This is a genomic window from Blastococcus sp. SYSU DS0669 (genome assembly GCF_054050895.1).
The window spans coordinates 92,014-115,936 of record NZ_JBJHAE010000001.1 but is presented as its reverse complement, the minus strand read 5'-3'; the positions used below and the strand labels follow the sequence as shown (position 1 = coordinate 115,936).

Below are 23,923 nucleotides of genomic sequence, written 5' to 3'. Positions count from 1 at the left end.
CGGTCGTGCCCGCCGACGGGGTCCCCGGCCGGCGGGCGGTCACGGGGGCGGGGCCCTACTGTCCGGCTGATGACCGAGGCGACCACGGAGGCACCGCGGGCGACGGGCCCGGTCGCGGGCGTCCGCTGGTGGCGCCCCTGGGTGGGCCTGCTGCTCGCCGTCCTCCTGGTCGCGGGCACGGCGCTGGCCGGCCGGGCGCTGACCCGCGACGGCGTCGACCTGCACCTCATCGGCGGCTACGTCATCCGGGGCCCCTGGGACCCCCTGGTGTCCCCACGGGTCCTCCTGCCCGCCGCGGTGGGGTCGGCCCTCGTGCTGTGGGGGCCGGCCGCGGCGCGGCGCGCGCGGTGGCCGGTGCTGCTCGCCGGCGCGGCCGCGGCGACGGCGGGGTGGGCGGTCGCCCTCGCCCTGGCGAGCGGGTGGGGCCGGCTGACCGAGCCGCTGGGCAGCCCGTACGAGTACCCGTACGACGTCGGCCGGGTGGGTGGGCTGGGGGAGTTCCTGCGCACCTTCAACGACTCGGTGCTGGCCGACTCCGCCGACCCCTGGACGACGCACGTGTCGGGGCACCCGCCCGGGGCGCTGCTGGCCTTCGTGCTCCTGGACCGGGCCGGGCTCGGCGGTCTGGGCTGGGCGGCGGCGATGTGCATCGCGGCCGGCGCCCTCGCGGTGCCGGCCGTGCTGGTGACCGTGCGCGCGGTCGCCGACGAGCCGGCGGCCCGGGCGGTGGCGCCGTTCCTCGTGCTGGCGCCGACGGCGCTGTGGGTGGCCACCAGCGCCGACGCGCTGTTCGCCGGGGTGATGGCCTGGGGCGTCGCCCTGCTGGCCACCGCGGCGGCGCGGGGGCGGGGTGGGGGAGCAGCAGCCCGTGCCCTGGCCGGCGGGCTGCTGCTCGGGCTGGCCCTGCACCTCTCCTTCGGGCTGGCGTCGCTGGGCCTGCTCGCCCTCGCCGTCGTGGTGGCGCAGCGACCCCGGCTCGGCTGGCCGGGCGTCGTGCGGGTGCTCGCCGTCGCGGCCGGTGGGGTGGTCCTGGTCTTCGCGTTGTTCGCCGTCCCCGGCTACGACTGGTTCGAGGGGCTGTCCCTCACCGCCGAGCGAGTGCGCTCCGGCCCGTCCTACGCCGACCGCCCGCTGGCGTTCTTCCTGGTCGCCAACCTGGCGGCGGCCGCGGTGGCGGCGGGCCCCGCGGCGGTGGCCGGGCTGGCCTGCCTGCGCCGGTCGGCGCTCGCGCTGCTGCCGCTGGCGGTGCTGGCCGCGATGCTGGTGAGCGACCTGACCGGGCTGGTCCGCGGGGAGACCGAGCGGATCTGGCTCCCCTTCACGGTGTGGCTGCCGCTCGCCGCGGCGTTCCTGCCGCCGCGGCAGGCGCGGGTCTGGCTGGTGCTGAGCGCGGTCACCGCGCTGGTGGCGGAGGTGGCCCTGCGCACCGAGTGGTGAACCGGCCGGCTCAGCCGCGCGGGGCCGGGCGCAGCTCCGCGGTGGCGAACTCCCGCATGCCGTCGAGGAAGTCCACCCGCGCGCGGAACCCCAGCTCGGCCTCGGCCCGGGCCGGGCTCGCCACCACGTGCCGCACGTCCCCGAGCCGGTACCCGCCGGTCACCTCCGGCTCCGGGCCGCCCATGGCGTCGGCCAGGGCCCGGGCCATGTCGCCCACGGTGTGCGGCCGCCCCGACGCCACGTTGTAGGCGCGCAGCGTGGACTCCGCGGGCGGGTGCTCCAACGCCCGGAGGTTCGCCGTCGCCACGTCCGACACGTGGACGAAGTCGCGCTGCTGGCCGCCGTCCTCGAACACCGCTGGGGCGCGGCCGGACTCCAGCGCGCTGCGGAAGATGGACGCGACGCCGGCGTAGGGGGTGTCCCGCGGCATCCGGGGGCCGTACACGTTGTGGTATCGCAGCGCGACGACGCTGCCGCCGGTGGAGCCGGCCCAGGCGGCCGCGAGGTGCTCCTGGGCGAGCTTGGTGGCCGCGTAGGTGGTGCGCGGGTCGGGCGCGTCGTCCTCGGTGACCAGGTCCCAGCCGAGCTGCCGCCCGCAGCGGGGGCACGGCGGCTCGAAGCGGCCGGCGTCGAGGTCCGCGCGCCGGCGGGGCGCCGCCGGGACCGGCCCGTGCTCCGGGCAGGAGTACCGGCCCTCGCCGTAGACGACCATCGAGCCGGCCAGCAGGAGCCGGCCGATGCCGGCCCGGGCCATCGCGGCCAGCAGCACCGCGGTGCCCAGGTCGTTGATGCCCGCGTAGAGCGGCATGTCCTGCACGTCGACACCCAGGCCCACCATCGCCGCCTGGTGGCACACCGCGTCGACGCCGTCCAGCGCGTCGTCGACCGCCGCCGCGTCGCGGACGTCGCCGACCACCAGGTCCGCCCCCTCCGGGAGCGGGGGGCCGTCGGGGTAGTCGGGGTGGACGGCGGGCAGCAGGGCGTCCAGCACGCGCACCTGGTGGCCGGCGTCGAGGAGGGACGCGGCGACGGCCGAGCCGATGAAGCCGGCACCGCCGGTGACGAGGACGTGCACGAGCGGGGACGCTACTGGGGCCGGCCGGGCCCCGCCGCCCGGCGGGAACGTCGGTGGCCGGCGCTAGCGTCTCCGCGTGCAACGCTGCGCCTGGGCCACGAGCGCCCCCGAGTACGTCACCTACCACGACGAGGAGTGGGGCGTCCCGCTGCGCGGCGACGACGCCCTGTTCGAGCGGCTGTGCCTGGAGGCCTTCCAGTCGGGGCTCTCCTGGATCACGATCCTGCGGAAGCGACCGGCGTTCCGCGCCGCCTTCGCCGGCTTCCGGATCGACGCCGTGGCCGCCTTCACCGAGGAGGACCGGGCACGCCTCATGGCGGACGCGGGCATCGTCCGCAACCGGGCCAAGATCGACGCGGCGGTCGCCAACGCGCGGGTGGCCGGGCAGCTCCCCGAGGGGCTCTCGGAGCTGCTCTGGTCGTTCGCGCCGGAGGGCCCGCGCACCCGCCCGCAGACCCTCGACGAGGTCCCGGCGACCAGCCCCGAGTCGGTCGCCATGGCCAAGGAGCTCAAGCGGCGCGGCTTCGTCTTCGTCGGACCGACGACCGCCTATGCGCTCATGCAGGCGACCGGGATGGTGGACGACCACGTCGCCGGCTGCTTCCGGGCGGCACCCCCGGAGCGCGACGCGCCGTCACCCTGACGGGCCTCGTGTTGGACGGACGGCCCTCATACGGGATCATTGCCACGGAGCTCACAGCATCGGACACCGCGCGCCTGTCAGCAGAGGCAGACGTGCGGCTGGCGAAGGAGGCACGCATGGCGGCCATGAAGCCGCGCACGGGTGAAGGTCCCCTCGAGGTCACCAAGGAAGGGCGCGGCCTGGTCATGCGGGTACCGCTGGAAGGCGGCGGGCGTCTGGTCGTCGAGCTGTCGCCCGACGAGGCGGCCGCGCTCTCGGAGGCGCTGAAGGGCGCCACCAGCTGATCTCGGCGCGGTCCCGCCAGGCGGCGGCTCCGCGCAGGACACGACCCGGCCCCGGCCGACGGCAGCTCGCCGTCGTCCGGGGCCGGGTCGTTCTCCGTGCTCAGGCGGCGCCGGGCACCGGGCTGCGGCGCAGGGCGGCGAACCAGCGCCCGCCGTCCTCCCAGGACTCCACGAGGCGCAGGCCCGCCGCCGTCGCGATCCGCTCGACGGCGTCGCAGCCCACGTGCGCCCAGTCGAACCAGGAGCTCACCTCGCCGGCCCGCTCCAACCGCAGCCGCGTCGTCCGCTGGCCCGCCCCGGGGCCCTCCGTCTCGACCAGCACCAGGCCGCCCGGGGCGACGATGGCCCGGCAGCGGCGCAGCAGCGCGGTCGGGTTCCCCCCGATGCCGATGTTCCCGTCGGCCAGCAGCGTCGTGCCCCACAGCCCCTCGGCGTCGACCGGCTCGAAGACCGACCGCCGGATGACCGTGGCGCCCGAGCTCCGGGCCAGCCGCAGCGCCGTCGGCGAGATGTCCAGCCCCACCGCGTGCACGCCGCGGCGGGCGAGCTCGGCGGCCAGCCGGCCGGGCCCGCAGCCGACGTCGAGGACGGTGCCCCGGGCCCGGGCGAGGAAGCGGCGATCGACGTCGTCGGCCTCGCCGGTCCACCGGTCGAGCGCACCGGCGAGCGAGTACGTGCGGCCGTCGGCGTCCCGCACCGACCACGGCACCGGCGCGGGTGCGTCCGCGGTTCCGGCGGACTGCAGGGCCGCCGCGTAGAAGTCGGTGGCTGCAGAGGGCATGGGGCTCTCGCTCTCCCGGTGCGCGGCGGACGGTGACCGGCCGCCGCACCGAGGTCGCGGGACGTCGGGAGGCGGGCGTGCTCCTGCCCATAGCCAGAATCGGACGTGCTCAATCCAGTGACGCCGCTGACCTGGGTCTCCGGGGTGCTGCGCTGGCCACGCGGGGGGTGCCGCGAGAAGCTGGGCGGATGGAGCAGGGCGCATGAGCGAGGACCGGGGGGTCGTGTTCCCCGCAGGGGCCGACGGGCGGCGGAGCACGGCGGCCCTCGGCCGGGCCGTCGTCGCGGACGCGCTGCGCCCCGTCGACGCCGCCGGCGCCCTCGCGGCCGAGCGGGAGACCAACTGGCGGGCGGGCTACCTGACCCACTTCCGCCGGCTGGTCGAGGCCGGGCTGCCCTCGCCGGACGCGGCACGGGCCATCGCCGGGGCCGGGCTGACCTCCCTGCACGCGCGCATGCGGGTGGCCGGCCCCGAGGGGGAGACCGAGCTGGCGGCGCTCGCCGCCGCACCCGCCGCCCGCGTGCTGCGCACGGCGCAGGTGACCGGCACCGCCGAGCCCGAGCGTGAGCTGTCGCTGCCGTTCCGCGGCGGGCGGCTGCGGGGTGACGCGCTGCTGCGCCGGCTGGACGACTGGGTCGCGGCGGGGGTCGTGGAGCCGTCGTGGGGGGGGGGGGGGGGGGGGGGGGGGGGGGGGGCCGGGGGGGGGGGGGGGGGCGGCGGGGGGCGGGGGCGGCTCGGGGGCGGGGCGGGGCCGGGCGCGGGCGGGGCGGGGCCGCACGAGGGGGGCGGGGCGCGGGGCGGGCGGGCGGCGCGGCCCCCCGCCCCGCCCCCCCCCCCCCCCCCCCCCCCCCCCCCCCCCCCGCGGCTCAGCTCTTGAGCTCGTACTCCGCGAAGCGGCTGCGCAGGTCCTTCTTGGAGAACTTGCCGACGCTGGTCTTGGGCACCTCGTCGATGAACTCGACGGCGTCGGGCATCCACCACTTGGCCACCAGCGGCCGGAGGTGGTCGAGGATCTCCTCCTCCGTGGACTCCTCGCCCTCCTTGAGGACCACGCAGGCGAGTGGGCGCTCGTCCCACTTCGGGTGCGGGATGCCGACGACCGCGGCCTCCTTCACCTTCGGGTGGCTCATGATCGCGTTCTCCAGGTCGACCGAGCTGATCCACTCGCCGCCGGACTTGATGAGGTCCTTCGTGCGGTCGGCGATGCGGATCGAGCCGTACTCGTCCATGGCCGCGACGTCGCCGGTCTTCATCCACCCGTCGGCGGTCGTGAGCTCCACCCCGGCGTCGGGGTTGTAGTACTCCTGCGCGCACCACGGCCCGCGCACCTGCAGCTCACCGGTGGCCTGGTCGTCCCACGGCTGCGGCTGGAGGGTGTCGGCGTCGACGATGCGGGCCTCGACCCCGAACAGGGGGACGCCGGCGCGGGCCCGGCGGTCGGCCTTGGTGGCGTCGTCGGCGTCCTGGAACCGGCGCGGCAGGATGCCCGACGACGCGACCGGCGACGTCTCCGTCATGCCCCAGGCCTGCAGGATCGGGATGCCCACCTGCTCGCGGTAGGCCTCGCTCAGCGCCTTCGGGACGGCCGAGCCGCCGCAGCCGATGTCGCGCAGCTTGTGGGGCTGGCCGGCCAGGTGGGGCAGCACGCCCTGCCAGATGGTCGGGACGCCGGCGGTGAAGGTGACGCCCTCGTCGACGATCAGCTTCGCCAGGTTCTCGGGCTGCATCATCGCGCCCGGCATGACCAGCGAGGCGCCGGCGGCGGGCGCCGCCTGCGCGATGCCCCACGCGTTGGCGTGGAACATCGGCACGACCGGCATCGCCACGTCGCGGACGCTCAGGCTGAAGGCGTTGGGCGCGATGGCGGCCATGGCGTGCAGCACCGTCGAGCGGTGCGAGTAGACGACGCCCTTCGGGTTGCCCGTGGTGCCCGACGTGTAGCACATCGAGGCGGCCCGCCACTCGTCCGTGACGGCGAACTCGACCGGCTGGGCGGCGGCCAGGAGGGTCTCGTAGTCCAGCACGCGCGGGTCGTCGGGGACCTCGTTGGCGCCGCCGTCGTCCATGACCACGACGTGCCTGACCGTCTTCATGGTGTCGATCAGCGGCCACAGCAGCGGCAGCACGGTGCGGTCGACGAAGACGACCTCGTCCTCGGCGTGGTTGGCGATGTAGGTCAGCTGCTCGGGGAAGAGCCGCACGTTGAGCGTGTGCAGCACCCGCCCGGTGCAGGGGGCGGCGAAGTAGAGCTCGAGGTGCCGTTGGCTGTTCCAGCCGAAGGTGCCGACCCGCCCCTCGGCGCTGATGCCGAGGGTGTCGAGGACGCCGCCCAGCTTGCGGGTCCGCTGGGCCCACTCCGCGTAGGTCGCCCGGGTCACCCCGCCGGGGTTGTTGGTGACGATCGTCCCGTCGCCGTAGTGCTGCTCGACGTGCCGGAAGATCGAGTCGATCGTGAGGGGGTAGTCCTGCATCAAGCCGCGCATGGCCGGATCCTGCCAGTGACCGCGCTCACGATCTAGCCGTGGCCTCTCGGTGATCAGGTGGGCCAGGACGGCGGGGAGCCGGTCAGCGACCGAGGACGACGGGCAGCGTCTCCAGGCCGCGGATCACGAACTCCGGGCGGCGCACCGGCTCGCCGCCGAGCTCCAGCACCGCCGTCCGGTCCAGGAGGGCGCCGAACGTGGCCTGCAGCTCCACCCGCGCGAGCGGCGCCCCGATGCAGAAGTGGATGCCCGCGCCGAAGGCGATGTGCGGGTTGTCGGTGCGCCGGACGTCGAGGGTCTCGGGCTCGGCGAAGACGGCGGGGTCGTGGTTGGCCGCGCCGAGCAGCGCGGCGATCTTCTGCCCCTCGCCCACGGTGACGCCGCCGATCTGCACGTCGGCGGTGGCGGTGCGCTCGAACAGCTGCAGCGGCGGGTCGAAGCGCATGAGCTCCTCCAGCGCGGCCGGGAGCAGGGTGCGGTCGGCGCGCAGGGCGGCCAGCTGGTCGGGGTGGCGGAGCAGGGCCAGCATGCCGTTGCCGGTCACGTTGACCGTCGCCTCGTGGCCGGCGTTGAGCAGCAGGACGCAGGTGGTGACCAGCTCGTCCTCGGTGAGCTTGTCGCCGTCGGTGTCGCGGACCGACACCAGGTGGGAGAGCAGGTCCTCGCCGGGGGAGGTGCGCCGCTCCGCGGCGAGCCGGCGCAGGTACGTGACGAACTCGTCCGCCGCGCGCTCGGCCGCCTCCTCGACGGCTGCCGTGCGCCCGTACTCGTACATCTTCACGATCGCGTTCGACCACGGCCGCAGCAGCGGGCGGTCGGCCTCGGGGACGCCCAGCAGCTCGGCGATGACGGCGACGGGCAGCTGCTCGGCCATGCCGGTGAGGAGGTCGACCGGCTCGGACCCGGCCGAGCGCTCCACCAGGTCGTCGGCCAGCCGGCCGGCCAGCTCCTCGACCCAGGGCCGCAGCCGCTCCACGTGGCCCCGGGCGAACGCGCTGGTGATCAGCCGCCGCAGCCGGGTGTGGTCCGGCGGCTCCATCTCCAGGATCGCGTTGCGGTGGATGAGGTTGAAGCTGCCGAACCGCTCGGCCGGCTCCCTGTCCCGCCAGATGCGGCCCAGCCGCCGGTCGCGCAGCACGGCGTTGGACTCGGCGTGGGTGAGCGCCAGCCACAGCCCCAGCCCCTCGTGCCACTGCACGGGCGCCTGCGCCCGCGCCCGCGCGAACGCCGGGTACGGGTCGGCGACGAACGACGGGGCGCGGAGGTCGAGCGCATCGGCGGCCACGGTCATGCCGGGAAGCCTAGGAGCCTCGGGGCGGGGCCCCGCGCGCCGCCACCTACGCTGACCCGCATGGCTTCCCGCAAGCGCTCCACCGCCACCGCCCCCGTCGCCGAGGGCGGCGTCAACCCGAAGGCCCCCTGCGCCTGCGGGTCGGGCCGCCGCTACAAGCACTGCCACGGGTCGGGCTACGCCCCGCCGGTGACGCGGCCCTTCGAGGGTCTGCCCGGCGAGGCGGACTGGGTGGCGCTGCGGGAGCTGGTGCCGGCGGCGACGGCGACGCTGCGCTCGGCCGACGGCCGCGAGCTGACCCTGGCCAGCGTGCTGCCCGGGGGCGCCCCGGGCCTGGTCCGCGCCAACGGCCAGATCCTCGTCGGTGCCCAGCTGGCGACCTCGTCGGACGACGTCAGCCGCGACCTCGGCACCGCGATCGCCGCGGCGCTGGAGGCCCCGGCCGGTGCGCCGGTGGACCCGGGCCCCATCGGTGGCGCCGGGTCGGCGGGCCCGCGGCTGCAGGAGGTCCTGGACCTCACCGCGCCGCTCGAGGTGACCGTGCACGACACGTTCGACTTCTGGCTGGAGGGCACCGACCCGAGCCCTGCGGCGCGCGCGGGCCTGGCGCAGGCCAACGAGGCGATCCTGCCGACCGTGCGGCTCGAGGGGCTGGAGGCCGCCTACTGGGTGCGTCCGGGCAGCGAGCGGGCGCACCTGCGCTGGGTGCGGGCGGAGAAGGAGGAGCAGCTCCTCGACGCGCTGGCCCGGCTGTCGGCCGCCGAGCAGATCCTCCTCGGGGAGGGCACCCGGTACGCCGGCGCCTTCCGCGCCCACGGCCTCGTCGTCCCGGTGTGGGACCTGCCTGCCGACACCCCCGCCGAGGACTGGATCGCGCCGGCGCGCGAGTTCCAGGGCCGGCTGGAGAAGGCTCTCACCGAGACCGCGCCGCTGACCGCCGACGAGCGGCGTGCCCGCGCGGGGCTGTTGTCCCGCCAGATCACCCTGCGCTGACCCCCGTCCCCACCCCCCGCACCGCCGGGGCGCGGGACCGGGCACCGCCCGCCGGCGACCGGTCAGGGCGCTGTGTGCGGAGGGCTGCCGCGACGGCCACCGGTGCGCGCGCGCCGCCTCCCGGGCCGGGCCGCGGCGTGCTGCTGCCGGCGGTCGCGGCGCTCGCCGACGGGGGCGCCTCGGGGACGCACCGCACGGCGCGGCGGAGCTGACGTTCCCGGCGAGGAGGACGTCCCGAGCGACGCGCTGCACCGGCCGACGGGCTCTCCTCCGTTCGGACGGGTGACGCGGAGATGGCCGCGGCGTTACCTGACCGTGACGTCCGGGCCTCTTGACGACACCCGTTGTGAACGTTCACATTGGTGCTCCCGCAGGTGCGGGGTCTGAGCGCCGAGGCTCGGCGGCAGATGCTTCGACGAGGAGGCCAATGTGAGCAATCGGCTCGGCTTGACCGCACTGGGCGCCACTCTGGCGCTCACCCTGGCGGCGTGCGGCGGCGAGGGCGCCGGCGGGAGCTCGAGCGCCGGCGACGAGAACGCCAGCGCCGAGGACATGTTGGTCGGCGTCTCGATGCCGACCCAGACCTCCGAGCGCTGGATCGCCGACGGCGAGGCCGTCGAGTCGCAGCTGGAGGCGCTGGACTACCAGGTCGAACTGGCGTACGCGAACGACGACATCCCCACCCAGGCGCAGCAGATCGACCAGATGATCACCCAGGGCGCCGACGCGCTGATCATCGCCGCCATCGACGGGACCGCGCTCAGCAGCCAGCTCGACGCCGCGGCCGCCGCCGGCATCCCGGTCATCTCCTACGACCGGCTGATCCGCGACAGCGAGAACGTCGACTTCTACGTCAGCTTCGACAACTTCGAGGTCGGCGTCGCGCAGGCCAACGCCCTGCTGACCGGGCTCGGCATCCTCGACCGCGAGGGCGAGCAGACCGACGTCGCGGGTCCGTTCAACGTCGAGCTGTTCGCCGGCTCGCTGGACGACAACAACGCGACCTTCTTCTGGGAGGGCGCCATGTCGGTGCTGCAGCCCTACATCGACGACGGCACCCTGGTCGTGAAGTCGGGCCAGACCAGCATCGAGCAGGCCGCGATCCTGCGCTGGCAGCAGGAGACCGCCCAGCGGCGGATGGAGGACCTGCTGACCTCCGCCTACAACGACGGCTCGGTCGTCGACGGCGTCCTCTCGCCCTACGACGGCCTGTCCCGAGGCATCATCACCGCGCTGGCCAACGCCGGGTACGGCACCGACGCCAAGCCGATGCCGGTCATCACCGGTCAGGACGCCGAGATCGCCTCGGTCAAGCTGATCGCCGAGGGCACCCAGGGTTCGACGATCTTCAAGGACACCCGGCAGCTGGCCGAGCAGGCCGTCATCGCCGCCGAGGCGTTCCTCGAGGGTGAGGAGCCGGAGGCCAACGACACCACCACGTACGACAACGGCGTGAAGGTCGTCCCGTCCTACCTGCTGCCCGTCGAGACCGTGTTCGCCGACAACATCCAGCAGACCCTGATCGACACCGAGTACTACACCCAGGCAGAGGTCGACGCCGGCCAGGCCGACTGACCTGCCCTCCCGCTCCGGGCCCGGCGGCCTGCCGACGGCGCCGCCGGGCCCGGCTCGGGAACCTCAGCACCACCGCACCACCGCACGTCCGCACCGCCGCAGGTCCACTCAGCACGAGCGCCGCACCACCAGAGGGCGCGCCGGCCGGCTGCCCCACCGCGCCGGCCGGCGCCGGCCCCTGGACCCACACATCCGCAGCACGCGATGACACGGACGAGGACGACGGAGTCCATGGACGACAACATCCTGGAGATGCGCTCCATCACCAAGACCTTCCCCGGTGTGAAGGCGCTGGAGAACGTCAATCTGGCCGTGCGCCGCGGTGAGATCCACGCGATCTGCGGAGAGAACGGCGCCGGCAAGTCCACGCTGATGAAGGTCCTCTCCGGCGTCTACCCGGCCGGGGAGTACGACGGCGAGATCGTCTTCGACGGCACGCCGGTCTCCTTCTCGGGGATCCGCGACAGCGAGCACGCCGGGATCGCGATCATCCACCAGGAGCTCGCGCTCGTCCCCTACCTCTCGATCGCCGAGAACATCTTCCTGGGCAACGAGCGCCGCGGCCGCGGCGGGCTGATCGACTGGAACAGGGCCAACGCCGAGGCCGCCGAGCTGCTGCGCTCGGTAGGCCTGCGGGAGAACGCGACGACGCCGGTCGGCCAGCTGGGCGTCGGCAAGCAGCAGCTGGTCGAGATCGCCAAGGCGCTGTCCAAGGACGTCAAGCTGCTCATCCTCGACGAGCCGACGGCCGCGCTGAACGACAACGACTCCGCCCACCTGCTCGGCCTGCTGCGCGACCTCAGGGAGCGCGGGATCACCTCCATCATGATCTCGCACAAGCTCAACGAGATCACCGCGATCGCCGACCAGGTCACCGTGATCCGCGACGGGAAGACGGTGGAGACGCTCGACCTCGACGCCGGTGAGGTCACCCAGGACCGGATCATCCGCGGCATGGTCGGCCGCGACCTGGAGAGCTACTACCCCGACCGCGAGTCGCACCCCGGCGAGGAGGTCCTGCGCGTCGAGGACTGGTCGGTGAGGCACCCGGTCAACGACCGGCTGGTGGTCGACCAGGCGTCGATCTCCGTGCGGGCCGGCGAGGTCGTCGGGATCGCCGGTCTCATGGGCGCCGGGCGCACCGAGTTCGCGATGAGCATCTTCGGCCGCGCCTGGGGGCGGTACACCGGCGGCCGGCTCTTCCTGCACGGCAAGGAGATCAAGGCCCGCACCGTGGCCGAGGCGATCGACCACGGGATCGCCTACGCGACCGAGGACCGCAAGCACTACGGCCTCAACCTGATCCAGGACATCCGGCAGAACATCTCGGCCGCCGCCCTGGGCAAGCTGTCGCGCGCCGGCTGGGTGAACGACAACGAGGAGACCAAGGTCGCCGAGGACAGCCGGCGCAGCATGAACATCAAGGCGCCGAGCGTCTCCTCGATCGTCGGCAAGCTCTCGGGCGGCAACCAGCAGAAGGTCGTGCTGTCCAAGTGGCTCTACACCGACCCCGAGGTGCTGATCCTCGACGAGCCGACCCGCGGGATCGACGTCGGGGCGAAGTACGAGATCTACACGATCATCAATCGGCTGGTGGCGGACGGGAAGGCCGTCGTCGTCATCTCGTCGGAGCTGCCGGAGCTGCTCGGCATCTGTGACCGCATCTACACGCTGGCCGAAGGCCGGATCACCGGTGAGCTGCCGGTGGCCGAGGCGACCCAGGAGAACCTCATGGCGCTCATGACGAAGAACAAGGAGGCCGCGGCGTGACCAAGACCGTGCCCCAGGAGGAGTCGATCACCCCGGCTCCCGGCGCCGCCGCCCCCGGCACGCGGCCCGACGACGACAAGAACCTCTGGCACAAGCTGACCAGCAACATGCGGCAGAGCGGCATCTACGTCGCCTTCGTCGCGATCGTCCTGCTGTTCACGATCCTCACCGACGGGACGCTGCTGCGCCCGGGCAACATCACGAACATCATCCTGCAGTACTCCTACATCCTGGTGCTGGCCATCGGCATGGTCATCGTGATCATCGCCGGGCACATCGACCTCTCCGTGGGGTCGGTGGTCGCGCTCACCGGGGCGGTCTCCGCGGTACTGGTCATCCAGCAGGGCCTGCCCTGGTGGGTGGGCATCGTCGCCGCCCTGGGGGTCGGCATCCTCGTCGGGGCCTGGCACGGGTTCTGGGTGGCCTACGTCGGGATACCGGCCTTCATCGTCACCCTCGCCGGCATGCTGCTGTTCCGCGGCCTGACCCTGCAGGTGCTCGACAACGTCTCCCTGTCGCCCTTCCCGGACAGGTACACCGACGTGGCCACCGGGTTCCTCAACGGGCTGCTCGGCGGCCACGGCTACGACGCGTTCACGCTGCTCATCGGTGCGGTCGCGGTGGGCGGCTACGCGGTCAGCGCCTGGCGCACCCGGGCGGCCCGCGTGCGCTACGAGCAGCCGGTCGGGTCCCTCGGGGCGTTCATCGCCCGGATCGCCGTGGTCGGCGCCGTCGTCATGTACTTCGCCTGGCAGCTGGCCCACGCCCGCGGGCTGCCGATCGTGCTGATCATCCTGGCCGTGCTGGTCATCGCCTACGGGATCGTCACCAAGCGCACCGTCTTCGGCCGCCAGGTCTACGCCATCGGCGGCAACCTGGCCGCCGCGCAGCTCTCCGGCGTGAAGGTCAAGAAGGTCAACTTCTGGATCTTCGTCAACATGGGCTTCCTCGCCGGGGTCGCCGGGGTCATCTACTCCTCCCGGTCCAACGGCGCCCAGCCCGCCGCGGGCAACATGTTCGAGCTCGACGCGATCGCCGCGGCCTTCATCGGCGGTGCGGCGGTGACCGGTGGCGTCGGTACGGTCGTCGGCGCCATGGTCGGGGGCCTGATCATGGCGGTGATGAGCAACGGCATGCAGCTCATGGGCGTCGAGCAGCAGATCCAGTCCGTGGTCAAGGGGCTCGTGCTGCTGCTGGCCGTCGCCTTCGACGTCTACAACAAGCGCCGCGCCGGCGCCTCCCGCTGATCGGGCGCGTCGTCGACCCCGCCGCTCCGGGCGCGTAGGAGGGAGGCTCCATGGCTGCCGAGGTGACGGGGACCCGCGCCCCCGGCCTGGCCGACGTCGCGCAGCGAGCGGGCGTGTCCTACCAGACGGTGTCGCGGGTGATCAACGATCACCCGAGCGTCGCCCCGCTCACCCGGGAACGCGTGCGGCAGGCGATCCTCGAGCTCGGCTACCGGCCGAACCGTGCTGCCCGTGCCCTGGTCACCGGGTCGAGCCGCACCCTCGGGCTGGTCACCGTCAACATCGCCCAGTACGGGCCGGCGCAGACGATGATCGGCCTGGAGAAGGCGGCCCGGGCAGCCGGGTACGCGCTGTCGGTGACCATCCTCGACGAGGCGACCGCGGAGGCGATGCGGACGGCGGTCGACGACCTGGTCGCCCACGGGGTGGACGCCGTCGTCGCCCTGTCCACCTACGACGACGCGGCCGACGCGGTGAGCCGGCTGGCGCCGCCGGTCCCGCTCGTCGCCGTCCAGGTGGGTGGTGCCGACGACCGGCCCGCGGTGGCGATCGACCAGGTGGCGGGGGCCCGGACGGCGGTCCGGCACCTGCTCGACCTCGGGCACCGGACGGTGCACCACCTACCGGGGCCGGCCGACTCCCAGGAGGCCCGTGGCCGTACCGACGGCTGGCGCGCCGAGCTGCGCACCGCCGGCGTGCCGGTGCCCGAGGCGCTGCCGCGCGGCGACTGGACGCCGGCCTCCGGCTACGCGGCCGGCCAGGCGGTCGTGGCGCGGCGCCGGGACGGTGAACCGATCACGGCGGTGTTCTCCGCCAACGACCAGATGAGCCTCGGCCTGCTGGCGGCGCTGCACGACGCCGGTCTTTCGGTGCCCGGCGATCTGAGCGTCGTCGGGTTCGACGACCTGCCCGAGGCGCCGTACTTCGTCCCGCCCCTGACCACCGTCCGGCAGGACTTCGCCGAGCTGGGCCGGCGCGGGGTGGACCTGGTCCTGGGCCGGCTCCGGGGTGAGGAGCCGCACCCGGACCCGGTGCCGGCGAGTCTGGTGGTCCGGTCCAGCACCGGTCCGCCGGCACCGTGACAGGCTGATGTGAACGATCACAACGACGAGGCAGGAGGCCTGATGGGCGAGGTCGGTGCGGGCATGCACCCCGGTGAGGCGATCACCCTCGGTCGCACGGCCCTGGGGATCGAGCTCGGCTCGACCCGGATCAAGGCGGTGCTGATCGGTCCCGACCATGCTCCGCTCGCCGTGGGCAGCCACGACTGGGAGAACCAGCTCGTGGACCGGCTGTGGACGTACTCGCTGGAGGCCGTCTGGACGGGTGTGCAGCAGAGCGTCGCGGCCCTGGCCGAGGACCTTCGGCGCCGTCACGGGATCGAGCTGGGAGCGGTCGGCTCCCTCGGCGTGTCGGCGATGATGCACGGCTACCTCGCGTTCGACGCCGACGGCGAGCTGCTCACGCCCTTCCGCACCTGGCGCAACACGAACACGGGCCGCGCGGCCGAGCGGCTCAGCGCGGAGTTCGGCGTCAACATCCCGCACCGGTGGAGCGTCGCGCACCTGTACCAGGCGATCCTGGACGGTGAGGACCACATCGGCCGCCTGGACCACCTGACGACCCTGGCCGGCCACGTGCACGAGCAGCTCACCGGCGAGAAGGTCCTGGGCATCGGGGATGCCAGCGGCATGTTCCCGATCGACGGCGCCACCGGTTCGTACGACGCCACGATGCTGGCCCGGTTCGACCAGCTGGCCGCCGAGGCCGGGGTCGAGCTGAGCCTGGCCGACCTGCTACCCGCGATCGCGGTCGCCGGCCGGCCGGCCGGGACGCTCACCGAGAAGGGCGCGGCCCTGCTGGACCCGACCGGGCGGCTGCGCCCCGGGAGCCCGCTGTGCCCACCCGAAGGTGACGCGGGCACGGGGATGGTCGCCACCAACTCGGTCGCCCCGCGCACCGGCAACGTCTCCGCCGGGACGTCGATCTTCGCCATGGTCGTGCTCGAGCGCGCCCTCGCCCGGCCGCACCGCGAGCTGGACCTGGTCACCACGCCGGCCGGGGACCCGGTGGCGATGGTGCACTGCAACAACGGGGCCAGCGAGCTGGACGCCTGGGCCGGGCTGTTCACCGAGTTCGCCCGCGCGCTGGGTTCCGACGCCGGCCCGTCGGAGGTCTTCGCGACCCTCTTCACCGCCGCCCTGGGCGGGGCGAGCGACGGCGGCGGGATGCTCGCCTACAACTACCTCTCCGGGGAGCCGATCACCGGTCTCGAGGAGGGCCGGCCGCTGTTCCTGCGCTCCCCGGACAGCCGGTTGGACCTCGGAACCTTCATGCGGGCCCACCTGTACTCGTCCCTGGCGACGCTGAGGATCGGCATGGACGTCCTGCAGAAGACCGAGGGCGTGCGGCTGGACCGGATGTTCGCGCACGGTGGCCTGTTCAAGACCGAGGGCGTCGCACAACGCTTCCTGGCCGCTGCGATCGACACCCCGGTCTCCGTCGGCGACGTCGCCGGCGAGGGGGGCGCCTGGGGCATCGCCGTCCTGGCCGCCTTCGCCACCCGGGCTGAGCCCGGGCAGAGCCTGGCGGACTACCTGGACAGGACGGTCTTCACCGGCACGGGCCTGACCGTGGAGCCCGACCCCGCCGACGTCGAGGGGTTCGACGCGTTCATGCAGCGGTACGTCGCCGCGCTCCCGGTCGAGCGCGCAGCCGTGGAGCACGTAGGGGTCGGTACGCCGGGGACCGGCGGACCCGAGACGCCCTCCGCCGTCCCGACCGAGGAGTTGGCATGACCGCCACGCAGACCCGCACCGAGCGGGGCACCCACCGCGAGCTGCGCGAGCACGTCGCCGCCCTGCATGCCGAGCTCACCCGCTACGCGCTGGTGACCTGGACGGCGGGCAACGTGTCCGCCCGCGTCCCCGGCGAGGACCTGTTCGTGATCAAGGGCAGCGGAGTCTCCTACGACGAGCTGACGTGGGAGGGCATCACCGTCTGCGACCTGGACGGGGAGGTCGTCGACGGGGTCAAGGCGCCGTCCTCGGACACCGCCGCCCACGCCTACGTCTACCGCCACATGGCCGACGTCGGCGGGCAGGTGCACACGCACAGCCCGTACGCCGCGGCCTGGGCCGCTCGCGGGGAGGAGATCCCGTGCGTGCTGACGGCGATGGCCGACGAGTTCGGCGGGCCGATCCCGGTCGGCCCGTTCGCGCTCATCGGCGACGACTCGATCGGCCAGGGCGTCGTCGCCACGCTGCGGGGCTCCCGCTCGCCGGCCGTGCTCATGCAGAACCACGGCGTCTTCACCGTTGGCCGCGACGCCAAGGCCGCGGTCAAGGCCGCCGTCATGACCGAGGACGTCGCGCGCACGGTGCACCTCTCCCGCCAGCTCGGGGAGCCCATCCCGATCGCGCAGGCGGACATCGATTCGCTCTACGCCCGGTACCAGAACGTGTACGGACAACGCTGATGGAGGAACGTGTGACTGCCCCGTTCGACGACCGCGAGGTCTGGTTCCTGACCGGCAGCCAGGGGCTGTACGGCGACGAGACCCTCCAGCAGGTCGCGGAGCAGTCCCGACGTGTGGCCGCCGCCCTCGACGAGGCCGCCGAGGTGCCCGTCCGCGTGGTCTGGAAGCCGGTGCTGACCGACGCCGACGCCATCCGGCGCATCATGGGCGAGGCCAACGAGGACCCTGCGTGCCTCGGCGTCATCACCTGGATGCACACGTTCTCGCCCGCGAAGATGTGGATCGCCGGCGTCGACGCGCTGCGCAAGCCCCTGCTGCACCTGCACACCCAGGCCGACGCCGCCCTCCCGTGGGCGACGATCGACATGGATTTCATGAACCTCAACCAGGCCGCCCACGGCGACCGGGAGCACGGGTTCGTCCTCACCCGGCTGCGCCAGCCGCGCGCGACGGTCGCCGGCCACGTCGGCAGCCCGGCCGTCCGGGCACGGGTCGGTTCCTGGGCGCGGGCGGCCGTCGGCGCCGCCGCCGCGCGGGAGCTGAAGCTGGCGCGCTTCGGCGACAACATGCGCGACGTCGCGGTGACCGAGGGCGACAAGGTCGAGGCGCAGCTCCGGTTCGGGATGTCCGTGAACACCTGGGGCGTCAACGACCTGGTGGCCGTGGTGGACGCCGTGGCGGACGAGGACGTCGACTCGTTGGTGCAGGAGTACGGCGACCTGTACGAGATGGCGGCCGACGTCCGGCCCGGGGGCGCGCAGCACGACGCCGTCCGGTACCAGGCGCGGATCGAGGTGGCGCTGCGCCGCTTCCTCACCGAAGGCGGATTCGGCGCGTTCACGACCAACTTCGAGGACCTCGGCGGTCTGCGGCAGCTGCCCGGACTGGCCGTGCAGCGGCTCATGGCCGACGGCTACGGCTTCGGCGGCGAGGGCGACTGGAAGACCGCCGCGCTGCTGCGCGTGCTGAAGACGGCCGCGGCCGGGCTCCCCGGTGGCACCTCGTTCATGGAGGACTACACCTACGACCTGGCCTCGGAGACGCCGAAGATCCTCGGCGCCCACATGCTCGAGGTCTGCCCGACCATCGCCGGCGGGCGGCCCTCGCTGGAGGTGCACCCGCTCTCGATCGGGGGTCGCGAGGACCCGGCCCGCCTGGTCTTCGACGCGGCGCCCGCTGAGGGCGTCGTGATCGGCTGGGCCGACCTCGGCGACCGCTTCCGCTGGGTGGCCAACGAGATCGACGTCGTGCCGCCGTCCGAGCCGCTGCCGAACCTGCCCGTCGCGCGGGCGGTGTGGGAGCCGCGGCCTGACTTCTCGACGTCCACCGAGGGCTGGCTGACCGCCGGGGGCCCGCACCACACGGTGCTGACCACGCAGCTCGGCGCCGACGAGCTCACCGACCTCGCCGAGATCTTCGCGACCGAGCTGGTGCTCATCGACGCCGGCACCACCCGGCGCTCGCTGGCCAACGAGCTGCGCTGGAGCGCGGCCTACCACCGCCTCAACCAGCGACTGTGAACCCGGCCCGGCGGCTCCGCCTCTGCCCACCCGGTGTGGGGAGGGGCGGAGCTCCCGGGGAGCGGCTCAGAGGTGGCGGACCAGGTGGCGGAAGAAGCCCGCACCCCGGTGCAGGGCGGCGACCGAGATGCGCTCGTCGGCTGCATGCAGCGCCGACAGCTCCTCCCGGCTCAGGTCGAAGGGCATGAAGCGGTACACGCTGTCGCAGATCTGGCTGAAGTGCCTGGCGTCGCTGGCCTGCACCATCACGTACGGCGCCACGACGGCCTCGGGGTAGGTCGCGCGCGCGGCCGCGCCGATCAGCGCGAACGCCTCGTTGTCGGCCCGTGAGACCGGTGACGGGTCGTTGCCCGACACGACCCGGACCTCCACCGTCGGGTCGTCGATCACGCGGTGCAGCCGCTCCACCGTCGACTGCACGCTCTCGCCCAGCGCGATCCGGATGTTCAGGTGCGCCAGGGCCCGGGTGGCCAGCACGTTGGAGGCCCGGCTGCCCTCGAGGCGGGTCACGGCGACCGTCGTCCGCACCATCGCACCCGCCTCCCGGCCGGCCCGGGCCAGCACGGACGCCAGCACCGGCCGCAGCTGGGCGGCGTGCGCGAACAGCGCGCGGTGGCCGAGCGGGGCCCGCCGCCCGACGGCGTCGATCATGCCGAGGACGACGTCGTGCAGCCGGGCGGGGAACGGGTCGGCCTCGAGGGCCAGGATCGCCTTCGCCAGCCGCGCCGGTGCGCCGCCGGGGGCCGGGGAGGAGGCGTGCCCACCGGGGTCGGTGGTGACGAGCTCGACGTCCAGCAGGCCCTTCTCCGCCAGCCCGACGACGGCGACCTGCCCCGGGACGCCGGGGAACATCCCGCTCACCACCGCGCCGCCCTCGTCGACGACGGCCCAGGGCCGGATGCCGCGGGAGGTGAACGCCTCGACCGCGAGCCGGGCGCCGACGCCGGCGACCTCCTCGTCGTCGCCGAACGAGAGGTAGACGTCGCGCCGGGGCGCGAAGCCCTCGGCCACCAGCGCCTCGACCGCCTCGAGGATCGCGACCATCGAACCCTTGTCGTCGATCGCGCCGCGGCCGTGCACGCAGCCGTCCTCGACCAGCCCGGAGAACGGGTCGCGGGTCCACTCCTGGCCGGCGACCGGGACGACGTCGTAGTGCGCCATGAGCACCAGCGGCGGCTCGTCGGTGGTGCCGCGCCAGCGGTAGAGCAGCGCGCCGGCCCCGAGCACCTCGCGCTCCAGCGCCTCGTGGGTGCGCGGGTACAGCTCGGCGAGCCGGGCGCGGTAGGCCTCGAACGCCGCGGCGTCCACCTGGTCGGCGTCCCGGGAGGAGATCGTCGGGATGCGGATCAACTCGGCGAGCCGCTGCGCCGCGGCGTCGGCGTCCAGACCGGTCAGGTCGACCGGCGGAACCGGCTGCTCCACCGGCCGGAAGCGGGCGACCCGCCGGGCGGTCGTGGTGGCGGCCGCGGCGGCGGCTCCGGTCGCGGCCAGGGCCAGCGCGCGCCTCATGCTCGGGACTCCTCGGTGGGCTCGGGGACGGACGGGTCGGAGAAGGCCAGCTTCGGGACGACGAGCAGCGCCAGCGCGGCCAGCAGCGCCGCCGAGCCGCAGACGACCCACACGGTGATGTATCCCGACAGCGATCCGGCGGTGCCGGCCGACCCGTCGGGCAGGAGCGGCACGTTCGAGGCCAGCGCGAGGGCGAAGGTCGCGGAGGCGAACGACCCGCCGAGCACCTTGGTCGTGTTGGTCAGGCCGGTGGCCACCGCCGTGCGGCCGACCGGGGCCGCGGCTGCGGCGGCCGCCGGCAGGGCCGCGACCAGCGCACCGGAGCCCAGCCCGGCGATCGCGATGCAGGTGAGCATCTGGGCGAGCGTGTCGTGGAAGGGCACGAGGAGCAGGTAGCCGGTGCCGGTGAGGGTGGCCGCCCCGATCAGCGTGCGCCGGGGCGTGGTCAGCCGGCTCACCCGGGAGAACTGGCTCGCGCCGACCAGCATGGAGATCACGTAGGCGCCGATGACGACCGACACCTCGCTGGTGGAGAGGCCCAGCCCGTAGCCGTACACCTCCGGATCGGTGCGCGCGTACGTCGACAGCGGGCCCTGGGCGCCGAGCACGCTGATGCCGAAGAGCCCGGCGGTGAGCTGCACCGGCCACATCGAGGAGCTGCGCAGCACCCGGAAGTCGACCAGCGGGTCGTCCTGGCGCAGCTCGTAGAGCACGAACGGGACCAGCAGCAGCAGCCCGAGCGCGGTGACCGCCCACGGCCAGAGCGCATCCTCGTTGAGGCGGACGAAGCTCAGGCCGCCGGTGATGACCAGCAGCACGAGGCTCAGCACCGCGGCGCCGGTCGTGTCGATGCTGCCGCCGGTGCGGTCCTGGCTCTCCGGCACGCGCAGGGCGACGACGACGCAGACGCCGACGACCAGGACCAGCGGCGCCATGAGCACCAGCCAGAACGAGTCGGCGAGGCTCTGCCCGATCTGCCCGCCGGTGAGCGCCCCCACGATCGCGCCGGCCTGCAGGGCGGCGACGATCAGCCCGGTCGCGCGGCGGGTCTGGCTCGCCGCGCCGGGCGTCCGGCGGGACCGGTCCCAGATGAGCGCCACCTGCAGCGGCAGCCACACGACGTACATGCCCTGCAGCGCCCAGGCGACGAGGAACAGCGGGAAGCTCTGCGCGAAGGCCAGCACGACGGTGGAGAGCGCGACGACGACGGAGGACCAGAGCAGCACCCGCCGGTGCCCGTGCAGGTCACCGAGCTTCGCCAGCACCGGCACCGCGATCGCCGAGAGCATCAGCTGGGCGGCCTCGAGCCAGTTGACGTCGGCGTCGTTGACCCCGAGGTAGCGGGCGATGTCGGTCAGCAGCGGGACGTAGTAGCCCTGCAGCACGCCGCTGGTGAACTCGACGAAGACCAGGTAGCCGACGAGCCCGCCGCCGATCCCCGCGATCCGGCCGGTCCGCCGTGCCGTCCCCGTGCCTGCCACCGCACCGTCCCTCCGCCGAGCGCCGGGCCGGCGCAGGAAGTTGGCAGCGTAGTGGCCGGGATCACCGGTGTGGCTCGTCGGAGCGGGCGGTCCCCCGGTCGTAGCCCGCCGCTCGCCGCGGAGGGCTCAGAGCGGGGCGCGGGAGACCGGGCAGGACATGCAGCGCGGACCGCCGCGGCCGCTGCCGAGCTCCGAGCCCGCGATGCGCACCACCTCGATGCCGGCCGCCTCGAGTGCGGCGTTGGTGACCGTGTTGCGCTCGTAGGCCACCGTCAGCCGCGGGGCCAGGGCGAGGGTGTTGTTGCCGTCGTCCCACTGCTCCCGCTCGGCGGTCACCGGGTCCAGGCCGGTGTCGATCACCCGCAGCTTGTCGATGCCCATCGCGTGCGCCGCCGCCGCGACGAACGGTTCGGGGCCGCTGACGACGAGGTCGGTCGTGTCGGCGTCGTCGGCGGGGCAGCCGGCGGGCGCCGTGACCGTCCAGGCGACCATCGAGTCGGCCACCGCCGGGTACATCACCATCGCGTCGACGTCGACCATGGTGGCGATCGTGTCCAGGTGCATGGTGGCCCGCTCCTGGGCGATGGGGACGACGAGCACCGTGTGCGCCAGCCCGCGGGCGAAGACCCGCCGCGCCAGCCGCTCGGCACCGCCGGGCGTCGTCCGCTCGCCCACGCCGACGGCGACCACGCCCTCGGCCAGGAGCAGCACGTCCCCGCCCTCCAGGTGCTCGAGCCCCGGTGAGTACAGCTGACCGGACCCGGCGAAGCGGGGGTGGTGGGTGTAGATGGCGGCGGTGATGGTGCTCTCCCGGTGCCGCGCGGGCATGGCCAGGGAGGTCACCGCCACCTCGCCGCCGATCCACACCGACGAGTCGCGGGTGAACAGCAGGTTGGGCAGCGGGGGGACGACGAAGTCCGAGCGGTCCATGATCTGGTAGGCCAGCCCGTGGCCGCGCAGCTCGTCGTGCGCCAGGCCCGCGATGAGCGCCGTCGCCAGGTCCTCCGGGGAGAGCCCCGTCAGGTGGCGGGTGGCGTCGCGCTGCAGGGTCGCGCCCAGCCGCGGGTCGTCGACGGCGGCACCGATCAGGTCGGCCCGCGCGGCGGGCACCGCGAGCACCTCGGCCAGCAACATGGCCAGGTGCAGCACCTCGACGCCGCGGTCGCTGAGCGCCTGCGCGAAGGCGTCATGCTCGTCCTGGGCGCGGGCCACCCACGGGACGCCGTCGAAGAGGAGCTGGTCGTTGTTCCGCGGCGTCAGCCGGCGCAGCTCCGGGCCGGGGCGGTGCAGCATCACGGTGCGCAGCGGGCCGACCTCGCTCGTGGCCCCCGGGGTCGCGGCGGGTTCGATCATGACCGCCAGGCTGGCACAGGTCGGCGACGACGGCGTCGTGGAGGAGCGTGCGGACCGCCTCGTTAGGGTGCGGGGTCGGTGCCGACGACGGCGCCGCGACGCCGAACCGGAGGTACCCGTGGACCTGTTCGACCTGACCGGCAAGGTGGCTGTGGTCACCGGGGGCACCCGCGGCATCGGCCTGATGATGGCCCGGGGCCTGCTGCAGGCGGGGGCGAAGGTCTACATCAGCTCACGGAAGGCCGAGGCCGGGGCCGCCGCGGCGGCGGAGCTCGCGGAGTTCGGCACCGTCGTCTCGATCCCGGCCGACCTCTCCACCGAGGCCGAGTGCATCCGCCTGGCCGAGGAGGTGGGCCGGCACGAGGAGCGGGTGCACATCCTCGTGAACAACGCCGGTGCCACCTGGGGCGAGCCGCTCGAGACCTTCCCCGAGTCGGCCTGGGACAAGCTGCTCGACCTGAACCTGAAGTCGCCCTTCTTCCTCACCCGCGCGTTCCTGCCCAGGCTCCGGGCCGCGGCGGCCGAGGGCGACCCGGCGCGCATCGTCAACGTCGGCAGCATCGACGGCCTGCACGTCAATCCGATGCCGACCTACTCCTACGCCGCGAGCAAGGCCGGGCTGCACCAGCTCACCCGCGTGCTGGCCAAGGAGCTCGGGCCCCAGGGCATCACCGTCAACGCCGTCGCGCCCGGGCCGTTCGAGTCGAAGATGATGGCCGCCACGCTGGACGCCTTCGGGTCCGAGATCGCGGCCAAGTCGCCGCTGGGCCGCATCGGGCGCCCCGACGACATGGCCGGCGTCGTCGTCTACCTCTCCTCGCGGGCGGGCGCCTACGTCACCGGCGCGGTCATCCCGGTCGACGGCGGCATCGCCACCACCGCCTGAGCCCCACCCGCGATGATCAGGTGACCTGATCATCGAGCGTCCTCCCTCACTGCAGACGGTGAGGGAGGACGCGCCACGGTGAGGGAGGACGGCGTCCCCGGGCCGGGACTGCCGGGG

General features: G+C 74.1%; 19 protein-coding genes. 12 read left to right on the top strand and 7 right to left on the bottom strand.

Annotated features, from left to right (window positions below; genetic code table 11):
- Window positions 1-69 precede the first annotated feature (69 nt).
- Window positions 70-1,437 (top strand): hypothetical protein, encoded by a 1,368-nt coding sequence (locus ACI792_RS00490; protein WP_456600840.1) that lies wholly within the window; start codon window positions 70-72, stop codon window positions 1,435-1,437.
- 10 nt (window positions 1,438-1,447) lie between these two features.
- Here the strand turns inward: ACI792_RS00490 and ACI792_RS00485 are convergent, their stop codons facing one another.
- A complete protein-coding gene (locus tag ACI792_RS00485) occupies window positions 1,448-2,512 on the bottom strand; it encodes an NAD-dependent epimerase/dehydratase family protein (RefSeq protein ID WP_456600839.1) in 1,065 nt (354 codons plus the stop codon).
- Window positions 2,513-2,588: 76 nt separating this feature from the next.
- Here ACI792_RS00485 and ACI792_RS00480 point away from each other — a divergent pair, with 76 nt between their 5' ends.
- Both ACI792_RS00480 and ACI792_RS00475 read left to right on the top strand, forming a co-directional pair.
- Complete coding sequence (locus ACI792_RS00480; protein ID WP_456600838.1) at window positions 2,589-3,155, top strand: DNA-3-methyladenine glycosylase I; 567 nt, start codon at window positions 2,589-2,591, stop codon at window positions 3,153-3,155.
- A 116-nt stretch (window positions 3,156-3,271) separates the two neighbouring features.
- A complete protein-coding gene (locus tag ACI792_RS00475; protein ID WP_012947303.1) occupies window positions 3,272-3,439 on the top strand; it encodes a DUF3117 domain-containing protein in 168 nt (55 codons plus the stop codon).
- 100 nt (window positions 3,440-3,539) lie between these two features.
- Here the strand turns inward: ACI792_RS00475 and ACI792_RS00470 are convergent, their stop codons facing one another.
- The 3 genes from ACI792_RS00470 to ACI792_RS00460 form a co-directional block, all read right to left on the bottom strand.
- The gene (locus tag ACI792_RS00470) at window positions 3,540-4,220 is read right to left on the bottom strand and encodes a class I SAM-dependent methyltransferase (RefSeq protein WP_456580784.1); all 681 of its coding nucleotides are present in this window, start codon (window positions 4,218-4,220) and stop codon (window positions 3,540-3,542) included.
- Between the two features lie 866 nt (window positions 4,221-5,086).
- A complete protein-coding gene (locus ACI792_RS00465; protein WP_456600837.1) occupies window positions 5,087-6,703 on the bottom strand; it encodes a long-chain fatty acid--CoA ligase in 1,617 nt (538 codons plus the stop codon).
- An 82-nt stretch (window positions 6,704-6,785) separates the two neighbouring features.
- On the bottom strand, window positions 6,786-7,994 hold the full coding sequence (locus ACI792_RS00460) for a cytochrome P450 (protein ID WP_456600836.1): 1,209 nt from the start codon (window positions 7,992-7,994) through the stop codon (window positions 6,786-6,788).
- Between the two features lie 60 nt (window positions 7,995-8,054).
- On the opposite strand from ACI792_RS00460, the gene ACI792_RS00455 reads away from it, so the two are divergent.
- The 8 genes from ACI792_RS00455 (at window position 8,055) to araA (ending at window position 18,577) form a co-directional block, all read left to right on the top strand.
- The gene (locus ACI792_RS00455; RefSeq protein WP_456600835.1) at window positions 8,055-8,987 is read left to right on the top strand and encodes a DUF5926 family protein; all 933 of its coding nucleotides are present in this window, start codon (window positions 8,055-8,057) and stop codon (window positions 8,985-8,987) included.
- A 429-nt stretch (window positions 8,988-9,416) separates the two neighbouring features.
- Window positions 9,417-10,562 carry a multiple monosaccharide ABC transporter substrate-binding protein gene (gene chvE / locus ACI792_RS00450; protein ID WP_456600834.1) on the top strand — a complete coding sequence of 382 codons (1,146 nt, stop codon included), beginning with the start codon at window positions 9,417-9,419 and terminating at the stop codon, window positions 10,560-10,562.
- Between the two features lie 231 nt (window positions 10,563-10,793).
- Window positions 10,794-12,332 (top strand): multiple monosaccharide ABC transporter ATP-binding protein, encoded by a 1,539-nt coding sequence (gene mmsA / locus ACI792_RS00445; protein WP_456600833.1) that lies wholly within the window; start codon window positions 10,794-10,796, stop codon window positions 12,330-12,332.
- A complete protein-coding gene (gene mmsB / locus ACI792_RS00440) occupies window positions 12,329-13,579 on the top strand; it encodes a multiple monosaccharide ABC transporter permease (RefSeq protein ID WP_456600832.1) in 1,251 nt (416 codons plus the stop codon). Before mmsA ends, mmsB begins: the two co-directional genes overlap by 4 nt.
- Window positions 13,580-13,629: 50 nt before the next feature.
- A complete protein-coding gene (locus ACI792_RS00435) occupies window positions 13,630-14,661 on the top strand; it encodes a LacI family DNA-binding transcriptional regulator (RefSeq protein WP_456600831.1) in 1,032 nt (343 codons plus the stop codon).
- Window positions 14,662-14,703: 42 nt separating this feature from the next.
- The gene (locus ACI792_RS00430) at window positions 14,704-16,377 is read left to right on the top strand and encodes a xylulokinase (RefSeq protein ID WP_456600830.1); all 1,674 of its coding nucleotides are present in this window, start codon (window positions 14,704-14,706) and stop codon (window positions 16,375-16,377) included.
- Window positions 16,374-17,057, top strand: coding sequence for an L-ribulose-5-phosphate 4-epimerase (locus ACI792_RS00425; protein WP_456600829.1), 684 nt, complete (start codon window positions 16,374-16,376; stop codon window positions 17,055-17,057). The genes ACI792_RS00430 and ACI792_RS00425 overlap by 4 nt, the downstream gene beginning before the upstream one ends.
- A gap of 11 nt (window positions 17,058-17,068) precedes the next feature.
- On the top strand, window positions 17,069-18,577 hold the full coding sequence (gene araA, locus ACI792_RS00420; protein WP_456600828.1) for an L-arabinose isomerase: 1,509 nt from the start codon (window positions 17,069-17,071) through the stop codon (window positions 18,575-18,577).
- A 66-nt stretch (window positions 18,578-18,643) separates the two neighbouring features.
- Here the strand turns inward: araA and ACI792_RS00415 are convergent, their stop codons facing one another.
- The 3 genes from ACI792_RS00415 to ACI792_RS00405 form a co-directional block, all read right to left on the bottom strand.
- Window positions 18,644-20,086, bottom strand: coding sequence for a M20/M25/M40 family metallo-hydrolase (locus tag ACI792_RS00415; RefSeq protein WP_456600827.1), 1,443 nt, complete (start codon window positions 20,084-20,086; stop codon window positions 18,644-18,646).
- Entirely contained in the window at window positions 20,083-21,567 is a 1,485-nt protein-coding gene (locus tag ACI792_RS00410; protein WP_456600826.1) for an MFS transporter, read from the bottom strand. The genes ACI792_RS00415 and ACI792_RS00410 overlap by 4 nt, the downstream gene beginning before the upstream one ends.
- 126 nt (window positions 21,568-21,693) lie before the next feature.
- Window positions 21,694-22,920 (bottom strand): arginine deiminase, encoded by a 1,227-nt coding sequence (locus ACI792_RS00405; RefSeq protein ID WP_456600825.1) that lies wholly within the window; start codon window positions 22,918-22,920, stop codon window positions 21,694-21,696.
- Between the two features lie 118 nt (window positions 22,921-23,038).
- On the opposite strand from ACI792_RS00405, the gene ACI792_RS00400 reads away from it, so the two are divergent.
- Window positions 23,039-23,806, top strand: a complete 768-nt coding sequence (locus ACI792_RS00400; protein WP_456600824.1) for an SDR family oxidoreductase — start codon at window positions 23,039-23,041, stop codon at window positions 23,804-23,806.
- Window positions 23,807-23,923 lie beyond the last annotated feature (117 nt).

Excerpts from the sequence above, each read along its gene's own strand:
- ACI792_RS00430 (WP_456600830.1), top strand. The coding sequence starts at position 14,704 with ATGGGCGAGGTCGGTGCGGGCATGCACCCCGGTGAGGCGATCACCCTC.
- ACI792_RS00490 (WP_456600840.1), top strand. The coding sequence starts at position 70 with ATGACCGAGGCGACCACGGAGGCACCGCGGGCGACGGGCCCGGTCGCG.
- ACI792_RS00435 (WP_456600831.1), top strand. The coding sequence starts at position 13,630 with ATGGCTGCCGAGGTGACGGGGACCCGCGCCCCCGGCCTGGCCGACGTC.
- ACI792_RS00475 (WP_012947303.1), top strand. The coding sequence starts at position 3,272 with ATGGCGGCCATGAAGCCGCGCACGGGTGAAGGTCCCCTCGAGGTCACC.
- ACI792_RS00425 (WP_456600829.1), top strand. The coding sequence starts at position 16,374 with ATGACCGCCACGCAGACCCGCACCGAGCGGGGCACCCACCGCGAGCTG.
- ACI792_RS00405 (WP_456600825.1), bottom strand. The coding sequence starts at position 22,920 with ATGATCGAACCCGCCGCGACCCCGGGGGCCACGAGCGAGGTCGGCCCG.
- mmsA (WP_456600833.1), top strand. The coding sequence starts at position 10,794 with ATGGACGACAACATCCTGGAGATGCGCTCCATCACCAAGACCTTCCCC.
- ACI792_RS00465 (WP_456600837.1), bottom strand. The coding sequence starts at position 6,703 with ATGCGCGGCTTGATGCAGGACTACCCCCTCACGATCGACTCGATCTTC.
- ACI792_RS00415 (WP_456600827.1), bottom strand. The coding sequence starts at position 20,086 with ATGAGGCGCGCGCTGGCCCTGGCCGCGACCGGAGCCGCCGCCGCGGCC.
- ACI792_RS00455 (WP_456600835.1), top strand. The coding sequence starts at position 8,055 with ATGGCTTCCCGCAAGCGCTCCACCGCCACCGCCCCCGTCGCCGAGGGC.
- ACI792_RS00460 (WP_456600836.1), bottom strand. The coding sequence starts at position 7,994 with ATGACCGTGGCCGCCGATGCGCTCGACCTCCGCGCCCCGTCGTTCGTC.
- ACI792_RS00470 (WP_456580784.1), bottom strand. The coding sequence starts at position 4,220 with ATGCCCTCTGCAGCCACCGACTTCTACGCGGCGGCCCTGCAGTCCGCC.